The following is a 21,184-nucleotide window of genomic DNA, read 5'->3' as shown; positions in this document are numbered from 1 at the left end:
TTTCGAGTCCTTCCGCAGGAACCGGGTCGCCGGGGCCGCCGCGGCAGGGCAGGCTGGACCCGCACATCACGTTCGGACCAAGGAGACACGTCATGAGAATCTCGGCCCTGCCCACCGACATCGCCCGCGCCTACCAGTCCGGCGCCCCCGACGCCCACGGCCAGCCGCCCGAGCGCACCGTCTCGGACGGACAGGGCAAGCCCTGCCGCCATTGCCTGCGCAACATCCCCGAGGACGCGGGCATGCTGATCCTGGCCCACCGGCCCTTTGCCGCGCCGCAGCCCTATGCCGAGACCGGCCCGATCTTCCTGTGCGCGGCGCCTTGCGAGCGTCACCAGGATGACGGCGATCTGCCCGAGGTGCTGACCAGCTCGCCGGATTACCTGATCAAGGGCTATGGCGCCGATGACCGCATCGTCTATGGCACCGGTGCGGTCACGCCCACGCCAGAGATCGCCGCGGCGGTGGACCGGGTGTTTGCCCGTCCGGACGTGGCCTATGTCCATGTGCGCTCGGCCCGCAACAACTGCTACCAGGCGCGGATCGACCGGGACGCGGGGTGACGGGACGCCGTGCGTCCCGAGGTCAGCGCGAGGCGGTCAGCGACAGGAACACGTCCTCGAGATCGGCTTCCTCGGTCTTGACGTCGCGGATCGCGATTCCGGCGGCGCGCACGGCCTCCAGCACCTCTTCGGCGCGGGTCGTGCCGCTGCGGTAGCGCAGGACCAGCGCGCCGTCCTCGCGCAGCGTCGCCTCGATCCCCTCGGCGCGGGGCAACGCGCCGACCGGCCCATCCGGCGCGATCACCATGGCGCGCGCGTCCAGCCGGCCCAGCAGGTTGGCGGTGCTGTCCTGGGCCACCAGCCGGCCGTGGTTGATGATGGCGATCTCGTCGCACATCTCCTGCGCCTCCTCCAGGTAATGGGTGGTCAGGATGATGGTCATGCCCTGCTGGTTCAGCTTGCGCACATTGGTCCACAGCATCTGGCGCAGCTCGATATCGACGCCGGCGGTCGGCTCGTCCAGCACCAGCACATGCGGTGCGTGGACCAGCGCCTTGCCCAGCAGCAGGCGCCGGCGCATCCCGCCCGAGAGGGTGCGGGCATAGGCCTCGGCCTTGTCGGAAAGCCCGACCATCGCCAGGATCTCGTCGCTGCGGCGCTGCGCCTTGGGTACGCCGTAGAGCCCGGCCTGCACCTCAAGCGCGCCGCGCGGGGTGAAGAAGGGATCGAGGTTCAGCTCCTGCGGCATCACCCCGATGGCGGCGCGCGACTGGCGCGGGTTGGCGTCCTGGTCGAAGCCCCAGATCGTCACCTTGCCGCTGGTCTTGACCACCAGCCCGGCCAGGATGTTGATCAGCGTCGACTTGCCCGCCCCGTTGGGCCCCAGCAGCCCGAAGACCGATCCGCGCGGCACCGAAAGGTCGATGCCGTCGAGCGCGCGCTTCTCGGGCGTCTTGCGTCCCGCGCCATAGGTCTTGGTCAGTCCGTCGATGCGGATCGCGTCCCCGGTCATCCGATCCTCTTGCCCCTCAGCTTGGCTTGGCTCATAAACGCTCCTAATCCATGCCCGCGTGGCCGACAACTGCCGAAAGGACCGCAAAGCCGATGACGATCGAAGCGCCGGAAACGAAAATCGTCGAGACCTCCCGCGTGGCCTGCGACGGGGGCGAGGGGGCGCTGGGCCATCCCCGGGTCTGGCTGCAGATCCCCGAGGATACCGGCTGGGTCGAGTGCCCGTATTGCGATTGCCGCTTCGTGCTGAAGGGGCGGGAGGCATCCGCCTGACCGGCACGCCCAGCCGAACCGGTGCGCCGCGAGTATTTGGAAAAAGATGAAGGGCCGGGATTCGCGCGGGCGGACCGGCCGGGACGAGTCAGGACGAGGGGCGCGCGATGAGCAGCAGTTTCGGCAAGGGGAGTCACCTGCACCTGATCGACGGATCGGCCTTCATCTTCCGGGCCTATCACGCGCTGCCGCCCCTGACGCGCAAGTCCGACGGTCTGCCGATCGGGGCGGTCAGCGGGTTCTGCAACATGATCTACCGCTATGTCGAGGACAATGCAGGCCCCGACGCGCCGACCCATGTGGCAGTGATCTTCGACAAGGGCAGCCACACGTTCCGCAACGATCTCTATGATCTCTACAAGGCCAACCGCGACGAGATGCCCGAGGATCTGCGCCCGCAGATCCCGCTGACCCGGCGCGCGACCGAGGCGTTCAACATCGCGTGCAAGGAGATGGAGAATTACGAGGCCGACGACATCATCGCGACGCTCGCCTGCCAGGCGCGCGACGCGGGCGGGCGGGTGACGATCATCAGCAGCGACAAGGACCTGATGCAGCTGGTCGGCGACGGGGTCGAGATGCTGGACGCGATGAAGAACCGCCGCATCGACCGCGACGGGGTGTTCGAGAAGTTCGGCGTCTGGCCGGATCAGGTGGTCGACGTGCAGGCGCTGGCCGGGGACAGCGTCGACAACGTGCCGGGCGCACCGGGCATCGGGGTCAAGACCGCCGCCCTGCTGATCAACGAGTTCGGCTCGTTGGAGGATCTGCTGGACCGCGCCGACGAGATCAAGCAGCCCAAGCGGCGCCAGACCCTGATCGACAAGCGCGAGCAGATCGAGCTGTCGAAGCGGCTTGTGCAGCTCGATTGCGACACGCCGCTGGATTTCACGCTGGACGATCTGGAGGTGCGCGACCCCGACCCCGAGGCGCTGATGCCGTTCCTGGCCGAGATGGAGTTCCGCACCCTGACCAAGCGGATCGCCGACAAGCTGGGCGTGGAGCCGCCGGTGATCGAGGACACGCCCGCGCCCGAGCCCGAGGACAGCGCCGAGGAGATCGCCTTTGATCCGGCCAACTATGTCTGCGTGCGCGACACCGAGACGCTGGATGCGTGGATCGCGCAGATCCGCGAGCGCGGCTATGTGGCCGTGGACACCGAGACCACCGGGCTCAACGAGATGACCGCCGGTCTGGTGGGCATCTCGCTGGCGGTGGAGCCGGGCCATGCCTGCTATGTCCCGCTAGCCCATCGCGACGGGGCGGCGGATGACCTCTTTGGCTCGGACGCGCTGGCCGAGGGGCAGATGGCGATGGAAGATGCGCTGGCGCTGCTCAAGCCGGTGCTGGAGGACGACGCGATCCTGAAGATCGGGCAGAACATCAAGTATGACGCCAAGATCTTTCGCCGCCACGGCGTGGACGTGGCGCCGATCGACGATACGATGCTGCTGAGCTATGCAATGTATGGCGGGCTGCACGGACACGGGATGGACGCGCTGAGCGAGCGCTATCTGAGCCACACGCCGATCCCGATCAAGCCGCTTCTGGGCTCGGGCAAGTCGGCGATCACCTTCGACAAGGTGGGCATCGACGAGGCCACCGCCTATGCCGCCGAGGATGCCGACATCACCCTGCGCCTGTGGCAGACCTTCAAGCCGCGGCTGCACCGCGAGAAGGTGACCACCGTCTACGAGACGCTGGAACGCCCGCTGGTGCCGGTGCTGGCCGAAATGGAGATGCACGGCATCAAGGTCGACCGCGAGGTGCTGAGCCGCATGTCGAACGCCTTTGCGCAGAAAATGGCGGGGCTGGAGGCCGAGATCCACGAGCTGGCGGGCGAGGAATTCAACGTGGGCTCTCCCAAGCAGCTGGGCGAGATCCTGTTCGACAAGATGTCGCTGCCCGGCGGCAAGCGCGGCAAGACCGGCGCCTATTCGACGCCGGCCGATGTGCTCGAGGATCTGGCGACCGAACATGAGCTGCCGGGCCGGGTGCTGGACTGGCGGCAGCTGTCCAAGCTGAAATCGACCTATACCGATGCGCTGCAGACCCATATCAACGGCGACACCGGCCGGGTGCATACGTCCTATTCGATCACCGGGGCGAATACCGGCCGGCTGGCCTCGACCGATCCCAACCTGCAGAACATCCCCGTGCGCACTGACGAGGGCCGCCGCATCCGCGAGGCCTTCGTGGCCGAGCCGGGCAACGTGCTGGTCAGCCTCGACTATTCCCAGATCGAGCTGCGCATCCTTGCCCACATCGCCGGGATCGACGCGCTGAAACAGGCGTTTTCCGACGGGCTGGACATTCACGCGATGACCGCCAGCGAGATGTTCGACGTGCCGCTGGACGAGATGACGCCCGAGGTGCGCCGCCGCGCCAAGGCGATCAATTTCGGGGTGATCTACGGCATCTCGGGCTTCGGCCTGGCGCGCAACCTGCGCATCCCGCGCGGCGAGGCGCAGGGCTTCATCGACCGCTATTTCGAACGCTTCCCGGGCATCCGGGCCTATATGGACGACACCATCGCCTTTGCGAAGGAGAACGGATACGTGCAGACCCTGTTCGGGCGCCGCATCCACACGCCCGAGATCAACGCCAAGGGCCCGCATGCCGGTTTCGCCAAGCGCGCGGCGATCAATGCGCCGATCCAGGGCACGGCGGCGGATGTGATCCGGCGGGCGATGGTTCGGATGCCTGCGGCGATCGACGGCCTGCCTGCCAGGATGCTGCTGCAGGTGCATGACGAATTGCTGTTCGAGGTGGCCGAGGACGCGGTGGACGACACCATCGCCGCCGCCCGCGCGGTGATGGAGGGGGCCGCCGATCCGGCGGTGAAGCTGGACGTGGACCTGGTCGCGGATGCCGGGCAGGGCGCCAACTGGGCCGAGGCGCACTGAGCCGCGCCCCTGCGTGGGATCCGTCGCGGCGGCACTTGGGGCCGGCCCGGTCAGACCAGGCCTGTGAACCCGCCATACTGGCCACGCTTGAACATCAGCCCCTTGCCGGGGCGATGCATGGCGCGCAGCACTTCGCCCACGATGATCGCGTGATCGCCCGCTTGGTGCAGCGAGTGGCGGCGGCAGTCGAAGCGGGCCAGGCAGTCGCGCAGAACCGGCGTGCCGTGGGCATCCTCGGTCCAGTCCGCATGGTCGAAATCCACCCCATCACGGGCAAAGGACAGCGCGGTATCCTGCTGGTCCTCGGCCATGACGTGGACCGCAAAGCGCTCGGCGGCGGCAAAGCCGGGATACCGGTTGGTCCCGGTCGCCACGCACCACAGGATCAGCGGCGGGTCCAGCGAGACCGAGGTGAAGGAGTTTACCGTGATCGCCAGCGGCCCCTCGGCGGTGGCGGCGGTGACGACCGTCACCCCGGTGCCGAAGCAGCCCAGCGCCTCGCGAAAGGCGCGGGCGGTTTCGGGGCCGGGGGTGAAACTGGTTTCGGTCATCTTGGGCCGTCCGCGGCTCGGGTTCGGACCTGACGTGCCACGGGCCGAGGGAATTGTCCATGCCGGGGCGGGTTGTGCCGCGCGGATCCTCAGTTGAGGTCTTCCAGCAGCCGGCCGTGCTTGCGGGTCTCGGCAATCACGTCGCCGAAGCGTTCCATCCCGCGCGCCTCGAGCATCGGCAGCATGCGCACCAGGACCTCGGCGGTGGCCTGCGCGTCGCCCAGGGCGGTGTGGCGCAACCGCTCGGGGATCGTCACGCCCAGCCGCGCGCACAGCGCGTCCAGCGTATGCGTTTCGCCGGCGCCGAACAGCACCGCCGACAGCAGCACGGTGTCGAGGATCGGATGATCCCATTCCACCCCCATCCGCCCGGCATGCCGGCGCAGGAACGCCATGTCGAACGGCGCGTTATGGGCGACGATCACCGCGTCGCGGGCGAATTGGTGGAACTGCCGCCCGGCCTCGGTAATGTCCGGCGCACCGCGCACCATCGCGTCGCTGACGCCATGCACCCTGGTCGAGGCGGGCGGGATCGGGATCCCGGGATCGACCAGCTGGTCCATCGTCTCGCCCTCGACGATGCGGCCGCGCAGCACCCGGACCGCGCCGATCTGCACCACCTCGTCCTTGTGCGGCAGCAGGCCGGTTGTCTCGGTGTCGAACACCACGAAACACAGGTCCGACAGGCGGCGGTCCTCGAAGGCGTCGTCGCCGGCGGTGTCCAGCAGGTCGAAGTCATAGACCAGCGGGCGCGCGTCCTCCGGGGCGATCCGCGCCTGGCTGTCGTCGAAGATCAGCATGTATCCTGGCGTGTGGCCCAGCGGTTTCATCCGCGCGGCATATTGCTGCGCGCCATCGCTGCCGGTCAGGGTGCAGCTCTGCTCCAGCCCGGTCTTGACCAGCCTGGCATAGGCGGCTTCGACCGCGCGCCGGTCCAGGTAGTCGAACAGCGACGCGTTGAGCCTGGGATGGGCGATCTGCGCCAGCACCGCCGCGGCCTGCCCGTCATAGAGCACGATCTGATGCGACGGGTTGACCAGCACCATCGCCAGCGGGATCTCGGTCAGGAGCGCGGTCAGCCGCTCCTTCTCCGAGGCCAGCCGCGTGGTTTCGGCCATCACCGCCTCGGCGGTGCCCATCGCGCTCTCGCTCAGCCGGCCGGCCAGGCCCGCGGCCGCGGGGGCCAGGTCGCCCAGGTAGCGCGCGGAATGCAGGTCCATCTCGGCGTCGATGCCTGCATGGGCGCGGGCGCGCATCTGCGCCGCCAGCCGCTCGATCGGGCGGGCCACGTTCTCGTCGAACAAGAGCCAGACACCGGCGATCAGCGCGACCTGGCCAAAGCCGATCAGCAGGCCGGCAAAGACCAGCGGGTCCAGCAGGTCCGGCATCTCCGCCCGGCCATAGGCCAGCGTCAGCGCGCCGCCGGTCAGCACCAGACCGCCAAGAGCCAGCAGGCAGAAGAACAAGAAGATCCGCAGCCGCAGGCTCAGCCCGGTGAACATCACGACGCCTCGCAGATCGCGCGCAGCACCGGATCCTCGGCGCCCACCTGCACCCATTCAGCGTCCAGAACCGCGCCGTCGTCGCCGAATTCGGCCCCGTCGGCCAGGCTGGCCCGACGCCCGCCAGCGCAATCGACCAGCACCGGCAGTTTCGAGACCGGCGCCCAGCGGCCGAAGAAATAGAGATCCGCCAGGTGCTGGCCCGGCAGCTCCGCGTTGGACTGCACCGAGGCGGTGTCCACCGCCGCGAACCGGTCCACGTAGGGCACGACATAGGTCCAGGGCCGGTAGAAGGCGCGGCTCTCGACCTCCTGCACCACCTGCAAGCCGTCGGGCAGGTTGGCGCGGGTGCGGTCATACCAGCTGTATTCGCTGGAAATGGTCACCGCAATCATCGCCAGGCCCGCCGCCACCGGCACCAGCCAGCGCGGCAGCCGCCCGCCGGTCGCGCGGTTGAGCGCCATGACCACCCCGGCCATGGCCAGACCGGCGAACACGGTTCCGATCAGCTCCAGAAACATCGCACCTCCCGGCGGCCCCTCGGCCGCATTCATCGTTCTTCAAATACTCCAGCCGGAGGCGTTCCGACCGTGCCGCGGGCGCGGCGGTCAGCCGAGCATGCCCTTGCCTTGCCCCACCGCCGACTGCATCGTCTTTACCACGACGAAGGCGTCGCGCAGATGACTTCGCTCAAAATCCGACAGATCGCCGGGCGCCAGGAAATTGTCGGGCGCCGCACCCTGCCGGACCCGCGCGACCTGGTGGTTCAGCCGGGTCTCGGCGATCAGGTCATAGGCGTCCAGCAGGTCGCGGCCACCCGACGCGCTCAGCACGCCGGCGGATTCCGCGGCCTGCAGCCGGGCGCGCGTGTTCACCTCGGTCAGCCGCCCCTGCAGCGCATAGATGCGGCCCAGATCGACCACCGGCACCACGCCGTTGTGCTTCATGTCCACCGTGTTGCGGTGCTCGCCGGACCGGATCGTCGCAAGCCCGCGCAGCAGACCCAGCGGCGGCGTGTGTTTCAGCGAATTGGAGATCATGTGCGCCACGAAGATCGAGTTCTTCGAGGCCGCCGCCAGCGTCTCCTCCTGCAGGTCGCGGAACAGCTCGGCCGCGCCGCCGATCGGGCGCAGGTCGAACATCACAGAGGCCAGCATCTGCGCCTCGGGGTTCGGCCTGGCGATCCAGCCGGCGAAATAATCGCGCCAGACCCGCACCGGCTGGCACCAGCGCGGGTTGGTGGCCATCATGTCGCCGGGACAGTGGAAATAGCCGCAGGCGTCCAGCCCGTCGCTGACGAATTTCGCCAGATCGGCGAAATAGGGCATCTGGGCTTCGGTCACCGCATCGTCCAGCATCAGGCAGTTGTCCTGGTCGCTGACCCCGGTCTGTTCCTGGCGGCCCTGGCTGCCGCAGGCCAGCCACAGGTAGGGCACGGGCGGCGGACCCAGCTGCGCCTCGGCCAGCGCCAGCAGGCGGCGCGTGGCGGTGTCGGCGATGTCGGTGATCAGGCGCGTTACCACCTCGTGCCGGTTGCCGCCGGCAACCAGCTGCACCAGCAGGCGCGGGATCTCGGCGGTGACCCTGGCCATCTCATCGGCCGTGTCCGCCCGCGCCAGCCGCGAGACCAGTTCGGCCGAGCTGACCGCCTGGAACCGGGTCAGGTCGGTCTGGGTGACGATGCCCACCAGGCGGCCGCCCTCGGTGATCGGGACATGGCCGATCCGGTGTTCCATCATCGTGTGCAGCACGTCCGACCCGACCGCCGCCGGCGACAGGGTCAGCGGCGCGGCGGTCATCACCCGGGCGATGGCGGTGTCGGCGGGCAGGCCCGTGGCCACGACCTTGTTGGACAGGTCGCGCACGGTGACGATGCCTTCCAGCCGGTCGCCCTCGGTCACGCAGAGCGACGAGATGTGGTGGTCGCGCATCAGCGCCGCGGCATCCTGCACGCTTGTGTCGGGGGCGCAGGTGACCGGGTCGGCGGCCATGAGCGTCTCGACCCGGCTGGTCGCCAGGTCGCTGCCGCGCGGCGTGTCGGCCCGGCGCCGGTCGAAGAACCGCGCCACGGCGGGCTCCGACGCGATCAGCGCATGGAACGCCTCGGCCGGCAGCAGCAGCAGCCGCGTCGCGGCGGTCGTGCGCGCCTGCGTCACCGCCTGGCCATCGCGCAGCAATCCGCGTTCCCCGAACGAGTTGCGCGGTCCGAGCAGCGACACCGGGTTGCTGTTCTCGTCGGTGATCTCGACCTCGCCGTCCTGGATCAGGTAAAGCCCCTCCAGCCGGTCGCCCAACGCATAGACCGGCGCATCCGCAGGCAGGTCGACCTGCCGGAAGTCGGGCGCCAGCGCGTTCAGCGCCTCGGCGTCGAGACTGTCATAAGGGTGCACCGAGGACAGGAACCGGGTCAGCGCGGCGCGATCGGGGGCAGTGGCGGTCGGCGGCATGGGCAGGGGCTCCGGAACTCGGGCTTGAAACGGTCCGGTCCCGCCCCGCAGGTGCGGGGCGGGACCGGTTGTGGCGCGGACGGGCGACTAATCGGGGAGTGACCGGCCCGCCCGCGCCGAGGTTCAGTGATCCTGTGCCACGCCGGCGCCGCGCGGGATGCGCACGCTTTCCACCAGCTCTTCGATCTCGGCGGGGATCGCCTCGGTCGATCTCGACACCATGTAGGCCACCGCGAAGTTGACCATCGCACCGACCGCGCCGAACGAGGTCGACTTGATCGTGCCCAGCAGCGGATCGGAGTCCGTGAAGCTGTTGGTGTCGGGGATGAAGAACCAGCCCTTGTGCAGGAAGATGTAGATCAGCGTCACGACGAGACCCGAGATCATGCCTGCGACCGCGCCCTTGTTGTTGACCTTGGTGAAGATCCCCATCATCAGCGCCGGGAAGATCGACGCCGCGGCCAGTCCGAAGGCCAGGGCAACCGTCTGCGCGGCAAAGCCCGGCGGGTTCAGACCCAGGTAGGTCGCCACCACGATCGCCACCGCCATCGCGATCCGGGCCGAGAGAAGCTCGCCCTTTTCGCTGATCTGCGGGTTGATCGACCCCTTGATCAGGTCGTGGCTGACCGCCGAGGAGATCGCCAGCAACAGGCCGGCGGCGGTGGACAGCGCGGCGGCGAGACCGCCCGCGGCGACCAGGCCGATCACCCAGCCCGGAAGGTTGGCGATCTCGGGATTGGCCAGGACCAGGATGTCGCGGTTGAACTTGGTCAACTCGTTGCCGGTCCAGCCGTTCTCGGCGGCCTTCGCCTGCATCTCCTCGGAGGCGTCGTTGTAGTACTGGATCTTGCCGTCGCCGTTCTTGTCCTCCCAGTCCAGCAGACCGGTCTTCTGCCAGGTTGCCATCCAGTCATAGCGCGGATCCGTCTCGATCATCTCGACCGACACGGCCTCGCCATTGGTGCCGTTGGGCCACATCATGTCGGTGATGTTCAGCCGTGCCATGGCGCCGACAGCCGGGGCGGTCAGATAGAGCAGGGCGATGAACACCAGCGTCCAGCCGGCCGACCAGCGGGCGTCGGCCACGCGGGGCACGGTGAAGAAGCGCATGATCACGTGCGGCAGACCGGCGGTGCCGATCATCAGCGAGAGCGTGAACAGCACCATGTTGAACGTGTCGCCGTGATGGGCGGTGTATTCGTTGAAGCCCAGTTCCGCGACGATCGCGTCCAGCTTGGCCAGCAGCGGTTCGCCCGAGGCCTGGTGCTCGCCGAAGAGGCCCAGCGCCGGGATCGGGTTGCCGGTGAGCTGCAGCGAGATGAACACGGCCGGGATCGTGTAGGCCATGATCAGCACGCAGTACTGCGCCACCTGCGTGTAGGTCACGCCCTTCATGCCGCCGAACACCGCATAGGCGAAGACGACACAGGCACCGATCAGCAGGCCGGCGGTGTTGGACACTTCCAGGAAGCGGCCGAACGCCACACCGACGCCGGTCATCTGGCCGATCACGTAGGTCACCGAGGCGACGACCAGGCAGATCACCGCGACAAGGCGCGCGGTGGGTGAGTAGAACCGGTCACCGATGAACTCGGACACGGTGTATTTCCCGAACTTGCGCAGATAGGGCGCAAGCAGCAGCGCCAGCAGCACGTAGCCACCGGTCCAACCCATCAGGAAGGTCGAGTTGTCGTAGCCGGTGAAGGCGATGAGGCCGGCCATCGAGATGAACGAGGCCGCCGACATCCAATCGGCCGCGGTCGCCATGCCGTTGGTGACCGGGTGCACGCCGCGCCCGGCGGCGTAGAACTCGGATGTGGACCCGGCACGGGCCCAGATCGCGATGCCGATGTAGAGCGCGAAACTCGCGCCCACGAACAGCAGGTTGATGGTGAACTGATCCATGGCGGCTTACTCCTCTTCCACGCCGAATTCACGGTCGAGACGGTTCATCCGCCAGGCGTAGAAGAAGATCAGCGCCAGGAAGACGAGGATCGAGCCTTGCTGGGCGAACCAGAAGCCAAGATCGGTGCCACCGACGCTGATGCCGGACAGCATGGGGCGCAGCAGGATGCCGAACCCGAACGAGACAAGAGCCCAGATCACCAGGCTGATGAGAATGATCCGCACGTTGGCCTGCCAATAGCCCTTTCCGGCCTCGGCAGCCTGCGCGGTGGTGGTGCGTTGATCCGCCATGGCGGTTCCTCCTTGCTTCCTCCTGAGCGCGCGCCCGACCGGCGTTGCGCCCTTCGATCCCCGCGCCGGACCCCGGCATCGGGCAAGCCTTGCCGGATCCGCCAGGGCGGGTAACCGGGGTCAGCCGTTGTAGGGGGGCGGGGCCGGCGTCCTGCCGGACCCGCGTATCAAGCCTTGCCCATCGCCCCCTTGACGATGGTGGCGAGGCCCTGGGCGATCTCGTCGATCCCGCCCATGGCGTCGATTCTCTTCAGCACGCCCTTGCCGTCGTAATAGGCGATCAGCGGTGCGGTCTGCGCGTGATAGGCGGCCAGGCGGCTGGCCACGGTCTCGGCGTTGTCGTCGGCGCGGCGCAGGAACTCGGTCTTGCCGCAGGTGTCGCACAGGCCCGCCTGCGCGGGTGTCTTGAACGTGTCGTGATACCCCTCGCCGCAGCCGGCACAGGTGTAGCGGCCCGATATCCGCGTCACCATCTCGGCATCCTCGACCTCGAGGCTGATGGCACCGTCGATCCGCTGGCCGGTCTCGGCCAGCAACCGGTCGAGCGCCTCGGCCTGGACGGTGGTGCGCGGAAACCCGTCGAGGATCACGCCCTTGGTACAGTCCGGCTCGGCCAGCCGGTCGCGCAGGATGGCGATGACGATCTCGTCGCTGACCAGGTCGCCGGCCTCCATCACCGCCTGGGCCTTCTGGCCGGCCGGTGTGCCGGCCGCGACCGCGGCGCGCAGCAGGTCGCCGGTGCTCAGCTGAACCAGCCCGAAGGCCTCCTCCAGCTTGCGCGCCTGGGTGCCCTTGCCGGCCCCCGGAGGGCCCAGCAGGATCAGGACGGCCGGGGTGGTCATCACGTCAACGCCCGCCATGATCTTACTGTCCCGCCCGGTTTTCGATCAGGTTCTCGACCACCGAGGGATCGGCCAGGGTCGAGGTGTCGCCGAGCGCGCCGAAATCGTTCTCGGCGATCTTGCGCAGGATGCGACGCATGATCTTGCCCGAGCGGGTCTTGGGCAGGCCCGGCGCCCACTGGATCACGTCGGGGGACGCGATCGGGCCGATCTCTGTGCGGACCCAGCTGCGCAGCTCCTTGCGCAGCTCCTCGCTGGGCTCGCGGTCGTTCATCAGGGTGACGTAGCAATAGATACCCTGGCCCTTGATGTCGTGGGGATATCCCACTACGGCGGCCTCGGCCACGGCGGCATGGGCGACCAGCGCGCTTTCCACCTCGGCGGTGCCCATGCGGTGGCCCGAGACGTTGATCACGTCATCGACCCGGCCGGTGATCCAGTAATCGCCATCCGCGTCGCGGCGGCAGCCGTCGCCGGTGAAGTAGTAGCCCTTGTAGTCGCTGAAATAGGTCTTCTCGAACCGTTCGTGGTCGCCCCAGACGGTGCGCATCTGGCCCGGCCAGCTGTCCTTGATGCACAGCACGCCCTCGACGCCGTTGCCCTGGATCTCGACGCCCGATTGCGGGTCCAGGACCACCGGCTGCACGCCGAAGAACGGCTTCTGCGCCGCGCCCGGCTTGAGCGCATGCGCGCCGGGCAGGGGGGTCATCATGTGGCCGCCGGTCTCGGTCTGCCACCAGGTGTCGACGATCGGGCAGCGGCCCTGGCCCACCACCTCGTTGTACCACGTCCAGGCCTCGGGGTTGATCGGCTCGCCCACGGTGCCCAGCAGGCGCAGGTCGCTCAGGTCGCACTTCTCGACATATTCGCTGCCCTGGCCCATAAGCGCGCGGATCGCGGTGGGCGCGGTGTAGAACTGGTTGACCTTGTGCTTCTCGCAGACCTGCCAGAACCGGCTGGCATCGGGATAGGTCGGGACGCCCTCGAACATCAGCGTGGTGCCGCCATTGGCCAGCGGGCCATAGACGATATAGCTGTGCCCGGTGACCCAGCCGACATCGGCGGTGCACCAGTAGATGTCGCCCTCGTGATAGTCGAAGGTGATCTCATGCGTCATCGCCGCATAGACCAGGTAGCCGCCTGAGCTGTGGACCACGCCCTTGGGCTGCCCGGTCGAGCCGGAGGTATAGAGGATGAACAGCGGATCCTCGGCGTTCATCTCGGCGGGGGCGCAATAGTCGTCGGCCTCCAGCGCCATCTCGTTGTAGTCGTAGTCGCGCCCGTCGATCCAAGTGGTCTGCCCGCCGGTGCGCTTCACGACCAGGCATTTGACGGTGTCCTTGCAATGCAGCAGCGCCGCATCCGCGTTGGATTTCAGCGGCGTCTTGCGGCCGCCGCGCGGCGCCTCGTCGGCGGTGATGACTACCTTGGCGTCGCAGCCGTTGATCCGTGCGCCCAGCGCGTCGGGCGAGAAGCCCGCGAAGACGATGGAATGGATCGCGCCGATGCGCGCGCAGGCCAGCATGGCATAGGCCGCCTCGGGGATCATCGGCAAGTAGATCACCACCCGGTCGCCCTTGCGCACGCCCATGCTCTCCAGGATGTTGGCCATCCGGCAGGTGCGGCGGTGCAGCTCGTTATAGCTGATGTGCTGGGCTTCGTCGGTGGGCTCGTCCGGCTCCCAGATGATCGCGGTCTGGTCGCCGCGGGTCTTGAGGTGACGGTCGATGCAGTTCGCGCTGACGTTCAGCGTGCCGTCCTCGAACCACTTGATGGCGACCTTGCCGAATTCGAATGTCGTGTTCTTGACCGTGCTGTAAGGCTGGATCCAGTCGATCCGCTTGCCGTGCTCCTGCCAGAAGGCCTCGGGGTCCGCGACAGAGGCGGCATACATCTCATCGTATTTCGCGGCATCCACATGGGCGCGTGCAACGGTTTCGGCAGAGGGGGTAAAGACCTTGGAATCGGTCTGTGCGGCGGTTGTCATGCGTGGCTCCTCCCTACGACTGTCATTCGAAGATCGTTTTCACCCGGCGATTAGGATTTGTCGATCATGTTCCGAACCTGCCCAGATAATACGCAAAACTGAAAATATTGAAATAACTGTATGTAAATGAACATATTAACTGTAAAGTAGTTTCACAGTGAAAGCGGTAACTGTAAACTCTTGGCGCAGATATCGGCGCAAACGCCTGCCGGAATTGAGGATTGCGAGTCAACGATCACCAGGGCCCGAAGCCACCCCCGCGGCCCCCGCGGCCGGTGCCGGCAGTGTATCTGACCGGCCATCCGTGTGACACATCGTTTCGCGGGGCGCACGTTAGCGGCAACAATCCTTCGCCTTGACGCTAGGTGAGTCGCGGATGCGAGGCTTGGCAGAGACCGGTTCACGCACTAGCGTGGGGCCAAGCGGGCCGCCGAAGGCCTGCGCGCAATACGGGAGGACTTCATGAACAAGATTTTGACCGGCACATCCGCCGCCCTGCTCAGCGTGGCCTTCGTGGCCGATGCCGCCGCGACCGAGTGGAACGCCTCGGTCTGGGGCAAGCGGCGCGCCTTTACCGAGCATGTCGAGAAGCTGGCCGAGCTGGTGGCCGAGAAGACCGGCGGCGAGTTCACCATCAACGTCAGCTATGGCGGGCTCAGCAAGCCGCGCGAGAACCTGGACGGCATCAGCATCGGCGCCTTCGAGATGGCGCAGTTCTGCGCCGGCTACCACCGCGACAAGAACCGCGCGATCACCGTTCTGGAACTGCCGTTCCTGGGCGTGAGCAACCTGGACGAGGAAGTGGCCGTCAGCCACGCCGTCTATGACCATCCCGCGGTGATGGAGGAGATGGCGCAGTGGAACGCGCGCATCATCATGACCTCGCCCATGCCGCAATACAACATCGTCGGCACCGGCGAACCGCGCGACGAGCTGGCCGATTTCGACGGCATGAGGGTGCGCGCCACCGGCGGGCTCGGCCAGGCCTTCGAGGCTGTCGGCGGCGTGCCCACCTCGGTGCCCGCGACCGAGGCGTTCAACGCGATGGAATCGGGCGTGGTGGACACCGTGGCCTTTGCCCAGCATGCCCATCTCAGCTTCGGCACCATCAACAAGGCCGACTGGTGGACCGCGAACCTGAACCCCGGCACGGTGAACTGCCCCGTGGTGGTCAATATCGACGCCTACGAGGCGCTGCCGGCGGAACATCGCGAGGCGCTGGACAGCTCGATCGACGAGGCCATCGACCACTACCTGGCCAATTACGGCGAACTGCTCAAGAAATGGGATGGCGTGCTCGAGGAGAAGGGCGTGCAGAAGGTGATGATCGACGACGCGGTCATCGAGGAGTTCCGCGCCAAGGCCGCCGATCCGATCCGCGAGGCGTGGATCGCGGACATGTCCGCGCAGGGGATTCCGGCCCAGGACCTCTATGACCTTGTGATGGAGACTCTCAAGACCGCCAAGGCGGGGAACTGATCGCACAAGGCAAATCGGGGGCGCGCGGGCACGCGCGCCCTCGGGCCGCCGGAGGGGCGCAGTGAACAGGGACGGCTTCAACGCCTTCTGCGGCGCAATGCGCGGCACGAGCCACGTCGTGCAATGGGGCAATTCGGACGTCTGGAAGGTCGGTGGCAAGGTCTTTGCCGTGGGCGGCTGGAAAGACGGCGGGGATGCGTATTCCTTCAAGGTGACGGAAATGGTGTTCGACCTCATGCGCGATGCGCCGGGATACCGACCGGCGCCCTACCTGGCCTCGCGCGGCATGACCTGGCTGCAGGTGCATGACCCGGCGCAGGTCCCGGACGACGAGATGCGCCAGAATCTCGAAGTGTCATACGAACTGGTCGCGGCCAAGCTCACGCGCAAGCTGCGGGCAGAACTTGGAATAGAAGGGGACTGAGCAATGGCCGGACATGCCTCGGTGCTGGAGGATCTCAGCATTCTGAGCCGTCTCGACCGCGCCCTGCTGCGGCTGGAACGGGCGTTTGCGCTGTTGAGCGGGCTGGCGGTCTTCAGCCTGATGCTGATGGCCGTGGTGTCGGTCAGCGGGCGCAACGCGATCAACGCGCCCCTGCCGGGCTATGTGGACTGGATCGAGCAGGCGATGCCGCTGATCGCCTTCCTGGGCATTTCCTTCGTGCAGCGCGAGGGCGGGCACATCCGCATGGACATCTTCATCAGCCGCCTGCGCGGCCGGGCGCTGTGGCTGTTCGAACTGGTGTCGGTGCTGCTGATCCTGGTGCTGATGATGGCGCTGGTCTGGGGCAGCTGGGCGCATTTCCTGCGCAGCTTCGATTTCGGAGCGCCGCTTTGGAGCCGCGACAGCTCGATCGATATCGGCATTCCGCTCTGGCCGGCCAAGCTGCTGGCGCCGGTCGCCTTCTCGGTCCTGTGCCTGCGGCTGGCACTGCAGGTCTGGGGGTTCGGCCGCGCCCTTGTTCTGGGGCTCGAGACGCCGGTTGCGGTCCCCCTCATTCAGGATGCCGCGAAACAGGCAATGGCCGAGGCCGAACAGCTGGACGGGCAGGGCTGAGGAATGGAGACAATCGATATCGGGCTCTGGGTCACCGGCGGCTTGCTGGTGCTGGTGATCGTCGGGATGCGCGTGGCCTTTGCCGCGGCGCTGGCCGGGCTGGTCGGCCTGGTCTGGATCTTCTGGTCCAAGAAGGGCTACGCCTCCGAGGATCTGGGCTGGGCGCTGACGGTGGCGATCAAGACCGCGGGGCAGGTGCCCCATTCCAAGGTCTCGACCCATACGCTCAGCCTGATCCCCACCTTCATCCTGATCGGCTACCTCGCCTATTACGCGGGTCTGACACGGGCGCTGTTCGAGGCCGCGAAACGCTGGGTCGCCTGGGTGCCGGGCGGGCTGGCGGTGTCGACCGTTTTCGCCACTGCCGGGTTCGCGGCGGTGTCGGGGGCGTCGGTGGCGACCTCGGCGGTGTTCGCGCGCATCGCCATCCCCGAGATGCTCAAGATCGGCTACAACAAGCAGTTCGCCGCCGGCGTGGTGGCGGCAGGCGGCACGCTGGCCTCGCTGATCCCGCCCTCGGCGATCCTGGTGATCTATGCGATTATCGTCGAACAGGACGTGGGCCGGCTGCTGCTGGCGGGGTTCATTCCCGGCGCGTTCTCGGCGCTGGTCTATGGGCTGCTGATCGTCGGCATCGCGGTGATCTTCAAGAATGTCGGCCCGCCCGTGGGCGGCTTCACCTGGGGCCAGCGCTTTGCCGCGCTGCCCGGCGCGCTGCCCATCGTGGCGGTGATCCTGATCATCATCGGCTTCGTCTACAACCCGTTCGGCGAGCAGGCCTGGGGTACGCCCACCGAAGGCGGGGCCATCGGTGCCTTCATCGTGTTCTGCTTCGCGCTGTGGCGCGGGATGCGCTGGGGGCAGCTGAAATCGGCGCTGCTGGAGACCGCCAAGCTGACCGCGATGATCTTCTCGATCATCTGGGGCGTGCTGATCTATGTGCGGTTCCTGGGCTTTGCCGACCTGCCGGGCGCGTTCTCGGACTGGATCACCTCGCTCACCCTGTCGCCGATGCTGATCCTGGTCTGCATCCTGCTGGCCTATGCGGTGCTGGGCATGTTCATGGATGCGATCGGAATGCTGCTCTTGACGCTGCCGGTGGTCTATCCCGCGGTCATGGCGCTGAACGGGGGCGAGACGGTGGCGGCCGCCGACAGCGCCTTCGGCATGTCGGGGCCGATGTGCGCGATCTGGTTCGGCATCCTGGTGGTCAAGATGGCCGAGTTCTGCCTGATCACGCCGCCCATCGGCCTCAACTGTTTCGTGGTCGCCGGGGTGCGCCCGGATCTGAGCGTGCAGGATGTGTTCCGCGGCGTGATGCCGTTCTTCGTGGCCGACGGGATCACCATTGCCCTGCTGGTCGCGTTTCCGGCAATCGTGCTCTACCTGCCGTCGCTTGCGGGGTAGGGTGATGGCGATCCGGCGCGGCCCTGTCCGGCCGCCAGCTTGAAAGGAGTTCCCATGCCGCAGATCCTAGCCAACCCGCTGCGCGGCACCGGCCTGCCGGATGCGACAAGCGGGGACCAGCGCCCCTCGACCGATGCCGCGGCCGTGGCGCGCCTGCTGGCGCTGTGCCCGGCCCATGCGCCAACCCCTTTGATCGAGGCGCGCGAGGTGGCAGCGCGGGCCGGGGCCGGCGCGGTCTGGATCAAGGACGAGCGCGGGCGGATGGGGCTGGGCAGCTTCAAGGCGCTGGGCGCGGCCTATGTGATCGCCCATGACGCCGCCGCTGCCGTGCGGCAGGACGATTGGCAATCGGCCCTGGCCGGACGCACCTATGTTACCGCCAGCGCGGGCAATCACGGCTTGTCCGTCGCCGCCGGTGCACGGCTCTTCGGGGCGCAGGCGGTGATCTACCTGGCCGAGACCGTGCCCGAGGCCTTTGCCGCCCGCCTGCGCGACCAGGGCGCGCGCGTGGAACGCGCCGGCGCGACCTATGAGGACAGCATGGCGGCGGCCGAGGCCGCGGCGGAGGACCAGGGCTGGTCCCTTCTGTCGGACAGCACATGGCCGGGATGCACCGCGCCGGGCCGCCGGGTGATGGAGGGATATCTGCAAATGGCCGCCGAGGCGGCAGACCAGATGCCCGAGCCGCCCAGCCATATCCTGCTGCAGGCCGGCGTTGGCGGGCTGGCTGCGGCTGTCGCGGCACATGCCCGCGCGGTCTGGGGCGATGCGCCGATCATCATCGTCGTCGAACCCGCCGCCGCGCCCGCGCTGATCGAGAGCATCCGCGCGGGGCGGCCGGTCACCACTGCCGGCCCGGTCTCGTCGATGGGGCGGCTGGACTGCAAGACGCCGTCCCTTGTCGCGCTGGTGGGTCTGGCGCGCGACGCCGACATCTTCGCCACGATCACCGAGGCGGAAGCGGCCGACGGCACCGAGGCGCTTGCCGAGCTTGGCTTTGCCACCACGCCGTCCGGCGGCGCGGGGCTGGCGGCGCTGCTGGCCGGGCTGGACGGGATCGACACCGCGTCCCGGGTGCTGGCCATCCTCAGCGAAGGGCCGGAGGATGGGTGACCATCCGGGCCGTTACCCGGAGGGTGAGTTCCGCCGCCGGGTCGCCGCCCTGCAGGCGCGCATGGCCGCGGCGGACATCGCGGCCCTGCTGCTGACCACCGCCGCGGACGTGTTCTATGTCACCGGGTTTCTGACGCGGTTCTGGGAAAGCCCGGCGCGGCCGTGGTTCGTGGTCGTGCCGGCCGCGGGCGATCCGGTGGCGGTGATCCCGTCCATCGGCGCGGAACTGATGGCAGGTACCTGGCTGAGCGACATCCGCTGCTGGGACGCACCGCATCCCGAGGATGACGGCGTGAGCCTGCTGGCGGACACGCTGAACGACATGGTGCCCCCGAGCGGGCGCATCGGCCTGCCCATGGGGCTCGAGACGCATCTGCGGATGCCGCTCGCGGACTACCTGCGCATCAGCGACCGGCTCGCGCCGCGAGAGATGGCCGATGCCACCGACATCCTGCACCGGGTCCGCGAGATCAAGTCCGAGGCCGAGATCGAGCTGATCCGCGCAACCTGCCGGATCGCCGACGCCGCCTTTGCCCGGGTGCCCGAGTTCGCAGGTCCCGGCGTGCCGCTGGATGCGGTGTTCCGGGACTTCCAGTGCGCGCTGCTTGGGGAAGGTGCCGACTGGGTCAGCTATGTCGCGGGCGGCGCCGGTCCGGGCGGCTATGGCGACGTGATCTCGCCCGCCACCGCGCGGCCTCTGGCGCGGGGCGATGTCCTGATGCTGGATACGGGCGCGGTGAAGGACGGGTATTTCTGCGATTTCGACCGCAATTACGCGGTGGGCCCGCCTTCGGACGCGGTGCGCCGGGTTCATGATGCGCTCTATGCCGCGACCGATGTGGCGCTGGCCGCCCTGCGGCCGGGAATGACCGCCGCCGATCTGCACCGGCTGATGACCGCGACCCTGAAATCGGCCGGGGTCGAGGCCGGCGGCGGCCGGCTTGGCCACGGGCTTGGGATTGCCCTGACCGAATGGCCCTCGCTGACGCCGCTGGACGACACCGAACTGCGCGAGAACATGGTGCTGACGCTGGAGCCGGGCGCGGTGGTGTCCCCGGGTCGGATCCTGGTGCACGAGGAAAACATCGTCCTGCGCGCGGACGGCCCCGAATTGCTGTCGGCGCGTGCGCCGGCCGAGCTTCCGGTGCTGGGCTAGCGGCATGGCGCGGTTTCCCTATCGCCTGACCGGCCCGATCGGTTCGCGCGCCACGCTGGGACTGGTGGTGCTGCGGGTGGACGAGACCATCGAGCAGGATTTTCGCCGGCTGTTTACCGGAGGCGACGTGGCGCTCCATGTCACCCGCATCCCCAGCGGCGATGACCTGACCCCCGACACGATCGCGACGATGGAGGGCGCGCTTCCCCGGGCGGTGTCGCTGCTGCCGCCGGCGGCCGCGTTCGACGTGGTCGGATACGGCTGCACCTCGGGCACCACGCTGATCGGGGCGGAGCGGGTGGCGCAGCTGGTGCGCGGATCGGCCCGCACTCGCGCGGTCAGCGACCCGCTCACCGCCGCGCTGGCCGCGATCGCGGCGATGCGGCTGCGCTCGGTGGCCATCGTCTCGCCCTATATCGAAACCGTCAACCGGCCGATCCGGGCGGCCTTGGAAGGGGCGGGGCTGAACGTGCCCGAAACCGTTTCTTTCGGCGAGGAGGTCGAGGCGCGCGTGGCCCGGATCGACCCCGCCTCGATCCGCGACGCGGCGCTGTCGGTCGGGCGTGCGCCGGGGGCTGAGGCGGTGTTCCTGTCCTGCACCAACCTGCGCACCCTCGACATCATCGAGGGGCTGGAGGCCGAGCTGGGCAAGCCGGTGCTGAGCAGCAACCAGGCGCTGGCCTGGCACATGGGGCAGCTGGCCGGCGGGTTGCTGCCTACGGGCGCGCCGGGCCGGCTGTTCCGGCTCTGACCG

At 68.0% G+C, this 21,184-nt stretch carries 19 protein-coding genes; 10 read left to right on the top strand and 9 right to left on the bottom strand.

Going from position 1 to position 21,184, the window contains the following annotated elements:
- The first annotated feature begins 92 nt into the window (after positions 1–92).
- Positions 93–563 (top strand): DUF1203 domain-containing protein, encoded by a 471-nt coding sequence (locus BMX57_RS09665; RefSeq protein ID WP_092365806.1) that lies wholly within the window; start codon positions 93–95, stop codon positions 561–563.
- Between the two features lie 22 nt (positions 564–585).
- On the opposite strand, the gene BMX57_RS09660 is transcribed toward BMX57_RS09665, so the two are convergent.
- A complete protein-coding gene (locus BMX57_RS09660) occupies positions 586–1,515 on the bottom strand; it encodes an ABC transporter ATP-binding protein (RefSeq protein WP_092365803.1) in 930 nt (309 codons plus the stop codon).
- 92 nt (positions 1,516–1,607) lie between these two features.
- On the opposite strand from BMX57_RS09660, the gene BMX57_RS09655 reads away from it, so the two are divergent.
- Positions 1,608–1,787 carry a zinc-finger domain-containing protein gene (locus tag BMX57_RS09655; protein ID WP_092365801.1) on the top strand — a complete coding sequence of 60 codons (180 nt, stop codon included), beginning with the start codon at positions 1,608–1,610 and terminating at the stop codon, positions 1,785–1,787.
- Positions 1,788–1,894: 107 nt separating this feature from the next.
- Positions 1,895–4,693: a DNA polymerase I gene (gene polA / locus BMX57_RS09650; protein ID WP_092365798.1), complete on the top strand. Its 2,799-nt coding sequence runs from the start codon at positions 1,895–1,897 to the stop codon at positions 4,691–4,693.
- Between the two features lie 50 nt (positions 4,694–4,743).
- Here the strand turns inward: polA and BMX57_RS09645 are convergent, their stop codons facing one another.
- The 8 genes from BMX57_RS09645 to acs all read right to left on the bottom strand — a co-directional run bounded on the left by BMX57_RS09645 (position 4,744) and on the right by acs (position 14,218).
- Entirely contained in the window at positions 4,744–5,244 is a 501-nt protein-coding gene (locus BMX57_RS09645; protein WP_092365795.1) for a flavin reductase family protein, read from the bottom strand.
- 89 nt (positions 5,245–5,333) lie between these two features.
- The gene (locus tag BMX57_RS09640; RefSeq protein WP_092365792.1) at positions 5,334–6,746 is read right to left on the bottom strand and encodes a 3'-5' exonuclease; all 1,413 of its coding nucleotides are present in this window, start codon (positions 6,744–6,746) and stop codon (positions 5,334–5,336) included.
- Positions 6,746–7,267: a hypothetical protein gene (locus BMX57_RS09635; protein WP_092366471.1), complete on the bottom strand. Its 522-nt coding sequence runs from the start codon at positions 7,265–7,267 to the stop codon at positions 6,746–6,748. Before BMX57_RS09635 ends, BMX57_RS09640 begins: the two co-directional genes overlap by 1 nt.
- A gap of 87 nt (positions 7,268–7,354) precedes the next feature.
- Positions 7,355–9,193: a DUF294 nucleotidyltransferase-like domain-containing protein gene (locus BMX57_RS09630; protein ID WP_092365789.1), complete on the bottom strand. Its 1,839-nt coding sequence runs from the start codon at positions 9,191–9,193 to the stop codon at positions 7,355–7,357.
- Between the two features lie 123 nt (positions 9,194–9,316).
- Positions 9,317–11,098 (bottom strand): sodium:solute symporter family protein, encoded by a 1,782-nt coding sequence (locus BMX57_RS09625; protein WP_092365786.1) that lies wholly within the window; start codon positions 11,096–11,098, stop codon positions 9,317–9,319.
- Between the two features lie 6 nt (positions 11,099–11,104).
- Positions 11,105–11,389: a DUF4212 domain-containing protein gene (locus tag BMX57_RS09620; RefSeq protein WP_092365783.1), complete on the bottom strand. Its 285-nt coding sequence runs from the start codon at positions 11,387–11,389 to the stop codon at positions 11,105–11,107.
- A gap of 167 nt (positions 11,390–11,556) precedes the next feature.
- Entirely contained in the window at positions 11,557–12,249 is a 693-nt protein-coding gene (locus tag BMX57_RS09615) for an adenylate kinase (RefSeq protein ID WP_092365780.1), read from the bottom strand.
- Positions 12,250–12,253: 4 nt separating this feature from the next.
- Positions 12,254–14,218: an acetate--CoA ligase gene (gene acs / locus BMX57_RS09610; protein ID WP_092365777.1), complete on the bottom strand. Its 1,965-nt coding sequence runs from the start codon at positions 14,216–14,218 to the stop codon at positions 12,254–12,256.
- Between the two features lie 462 nt (positions 14,219–14,680).
- Between acs and dctP the strand changes: the two genes are divergently transcribed.
- From dctP to BMX57_RS09575, 7 genes are all read left to right on the top strand, one after another.
- Positions 14,681–15,697, top strand: coding sequence for a TRAP transporter substrate-binding protein DctP (dctP, locus tag BMX57_RS09605; protein WP_092365774.1), 1,017 nt, complete (start codon positions 14,681–14,683; stop codon positions 15,695–15,697).
- A gap of 61 nt (positions 15,698–15,758) precedes the next feature.
- Complete coding sequence (locus BMX57_RS09600) at positions 15,759–16,121, top strand: MmcQ/YjbR family DNA-binding protein (protein WP_092365771.1); 363 nt, start codon at positions 15,759–15,761, stop codon at positions 16,119–16,121.
- Between the two features lie 3 nt (positions 16,122–16,124).
- Entirely contained in the window at positions 16,125–16,754 is a 630-nt protein-coding gene (locus BMX57_RS09595; protein WP_092365768.1) for a TRAP transporter small permease subunit, read from the top strand.
- Between the two features lie 3 nt (positions 16,755–16,757).
- A complete protein-coding gene (locus BMX57_RS09590) occupies positions 16,758–18,161 on the top strand; it encodes a TRAP transporter large permease (protein WP_092365765.1) in 1,404 nt (467 codons plus the stop codon).
- Positions 18,162–18,215: 54 nt separating this feature from the next.
- Positions 18,216–19,274, top strand: a complete 1,059-nt coding sequence (locus tag BMX57_RS09585) for a pyridoxal-phosphate dependent enzyme (RefSeq protein WP_092365762.1) — start codon at positions 18,216–18,218, stop codon at positions 19,272–19,274.
- A complete protein-coding gene (locus tag BMX57_RS09580) occupies positions 19,267–20,430 on the top strand; it encodes a M24 family metallopeptidase (RefSeq protein WP_092365759.1) in 1,164 nt (387 codons plus the stop codon). The genes BMX57_RS09585 and BMX57_RS09580 overlap by 8 nt, the downstream gene beginning before the upstream one ends.
- A gap of 4 nt (positions 20,431–20,434) precedes the next feature.
- Positions 20,435–21,181 carry a maleate cis-trans isomerase family protein gene (locus BMX57_RS09575; protein WP_092365756.1) on the top strand — a complete coding sequence of 249 codons (747 nt, stop codon included), beginning with the start codon at positions 20,435–20,437 and terminating at the stop codon, positions 21,179–21,181.
- The last annotated feature ends 3 nt before the right edge of the window (positions 21,182–21,184 follow it).

The organism is Cribrihabitans marinus, from assembly GCF_900109035.1.
Taxonomy (GTDB): Bacteria; Pseudomonadota; Alphaproteobacteria; order Rhodobacterales; family Rhodobacteraceae; genus Cribrihabitans; species Cribrihabitans marinus.
This window is presented reverse-complemented; position numbering and strand designations above follow the sequence as displayed.

Coding starts and splice junctions, on each gene's coding strand:
- BMX57_RS09625 (WP_092365786.1), bottom strand. CDS start 11,098: ATGGATCAGTTCACCATCAACCTGCTGTTCGTGGGCGCGAGTTTCGCG.
- BMX57_RS09630 (WP_092365789.1), bottom strand. CDS start 9,193: ATGCCGCCGACCGCCACTGCCCCCGATCGCGCCGCGCTGACCCGGTTC.
- BMX57_RS09655 (WP_092365801.1), top strand. CDS start 1,608: ATGACGATCGAAGCGCCGGAAACGAAAATCGTCGAGACCTCCCGCGTG.
- polA (WP_092365798.1), top strand. CDS start 1,895: ATGAGCAGCAGTTTCGGCAAGGGGAGTCACCTGCACCTGATCGACGGA.
- BMX57_RS09660 (WP_092365803.1), bottom strand. CDS start 1,515: ATGACCGGGGACGCGATCCGCATCGACGGACTGACCAAGACCTATGGC.
- BMX57_RS09615 (WP_092365780.1), bottom strand. CDS start 12,249: ATGGCGGGCGTTGACGTGATGACCACCCCGGCCGTCCTGATCCTGCTG.
- acs (WP_092365777.1), bottom strand. CDS start 14,218: ATGACAACCGCCGCACAGACCGATTCCAAGGTCTTTACCCCCTCTGCC.
- BMX57_RS09665 (WP_092365806.1), top strand. CDS start 93: ATGAGAATCTCGGCCCTGCCCACCGACATCGCCCGCGCCTACCAGTCC.
- BMX57_RS09640 (WP_092365792.1), bottom strand. CDS start 6,746: ATGTTCACCGGGCTGAGCCTGCGGCTGCGGATCTTCTTGTTCTTCTGC.
- BMX57_RS09575 (WP_092365756.1), top strand. CDS start 20,435: ATGGCGCGGTTTCCCTATCGCCTGACCGGCCCGATCGGTTCGCGCGCC.
- BMX57_RS09580 (WP_092365759.1), top strand. CDS start 19,267: ATGGGTGACCATCCGGGCCGTTACCCGGAGGGTGAGTTCCGCCGCCGG.
- BMX57_RS09645 (WP_092365795.1), bottom strand. CDS start 5,244: ATGACCGAAACCAGTTTCACCCCCGGCCCCGAAACCGCCCGCGCCTTT.
- BMX57_RS09635 (WP_092366471.1), bottom strand. CDS start 7,267: ATGTTTCTGGAGCTGATCGGAACCGTGTTCGCCGGTCTGGCCATGGCC.
- BMX57_RS09595 (WP_092365768.1), top strand. CDS start 16,125: ATGGCCGGACATGCCTCGGTGCTGGAGGATCTCAGCATTCTGAGCCGT.
- dctP (WP_092365774.1), top strand. CDS start 14,681: ATGAACAAGATTTTGACCGGCACATCCGCCGCCCTGCTCAGCGTGGCC.
- BMX57_RS09590 (WP_092365765.1), top strand. CDS start 16,758: ATGGAGACAATCGATATCGGGCTCTGGGTCACCGGCGGCTTGCTGGTG.
- BMX57_RS09585 (WP_092365762.1), top strand. CDS start 18,216: ATGCCGCAGATCCTAGCCAACCCGCTGCGCGGCACCGGCCTGCCGGAT.
- BMX57_RS09620 (WP_092365783.1), bottom strand. CDS start 11,389: ATGGCGGATCAACGCACCACCACCGCGCAGGCTGCCGAGGCCGGAAAG.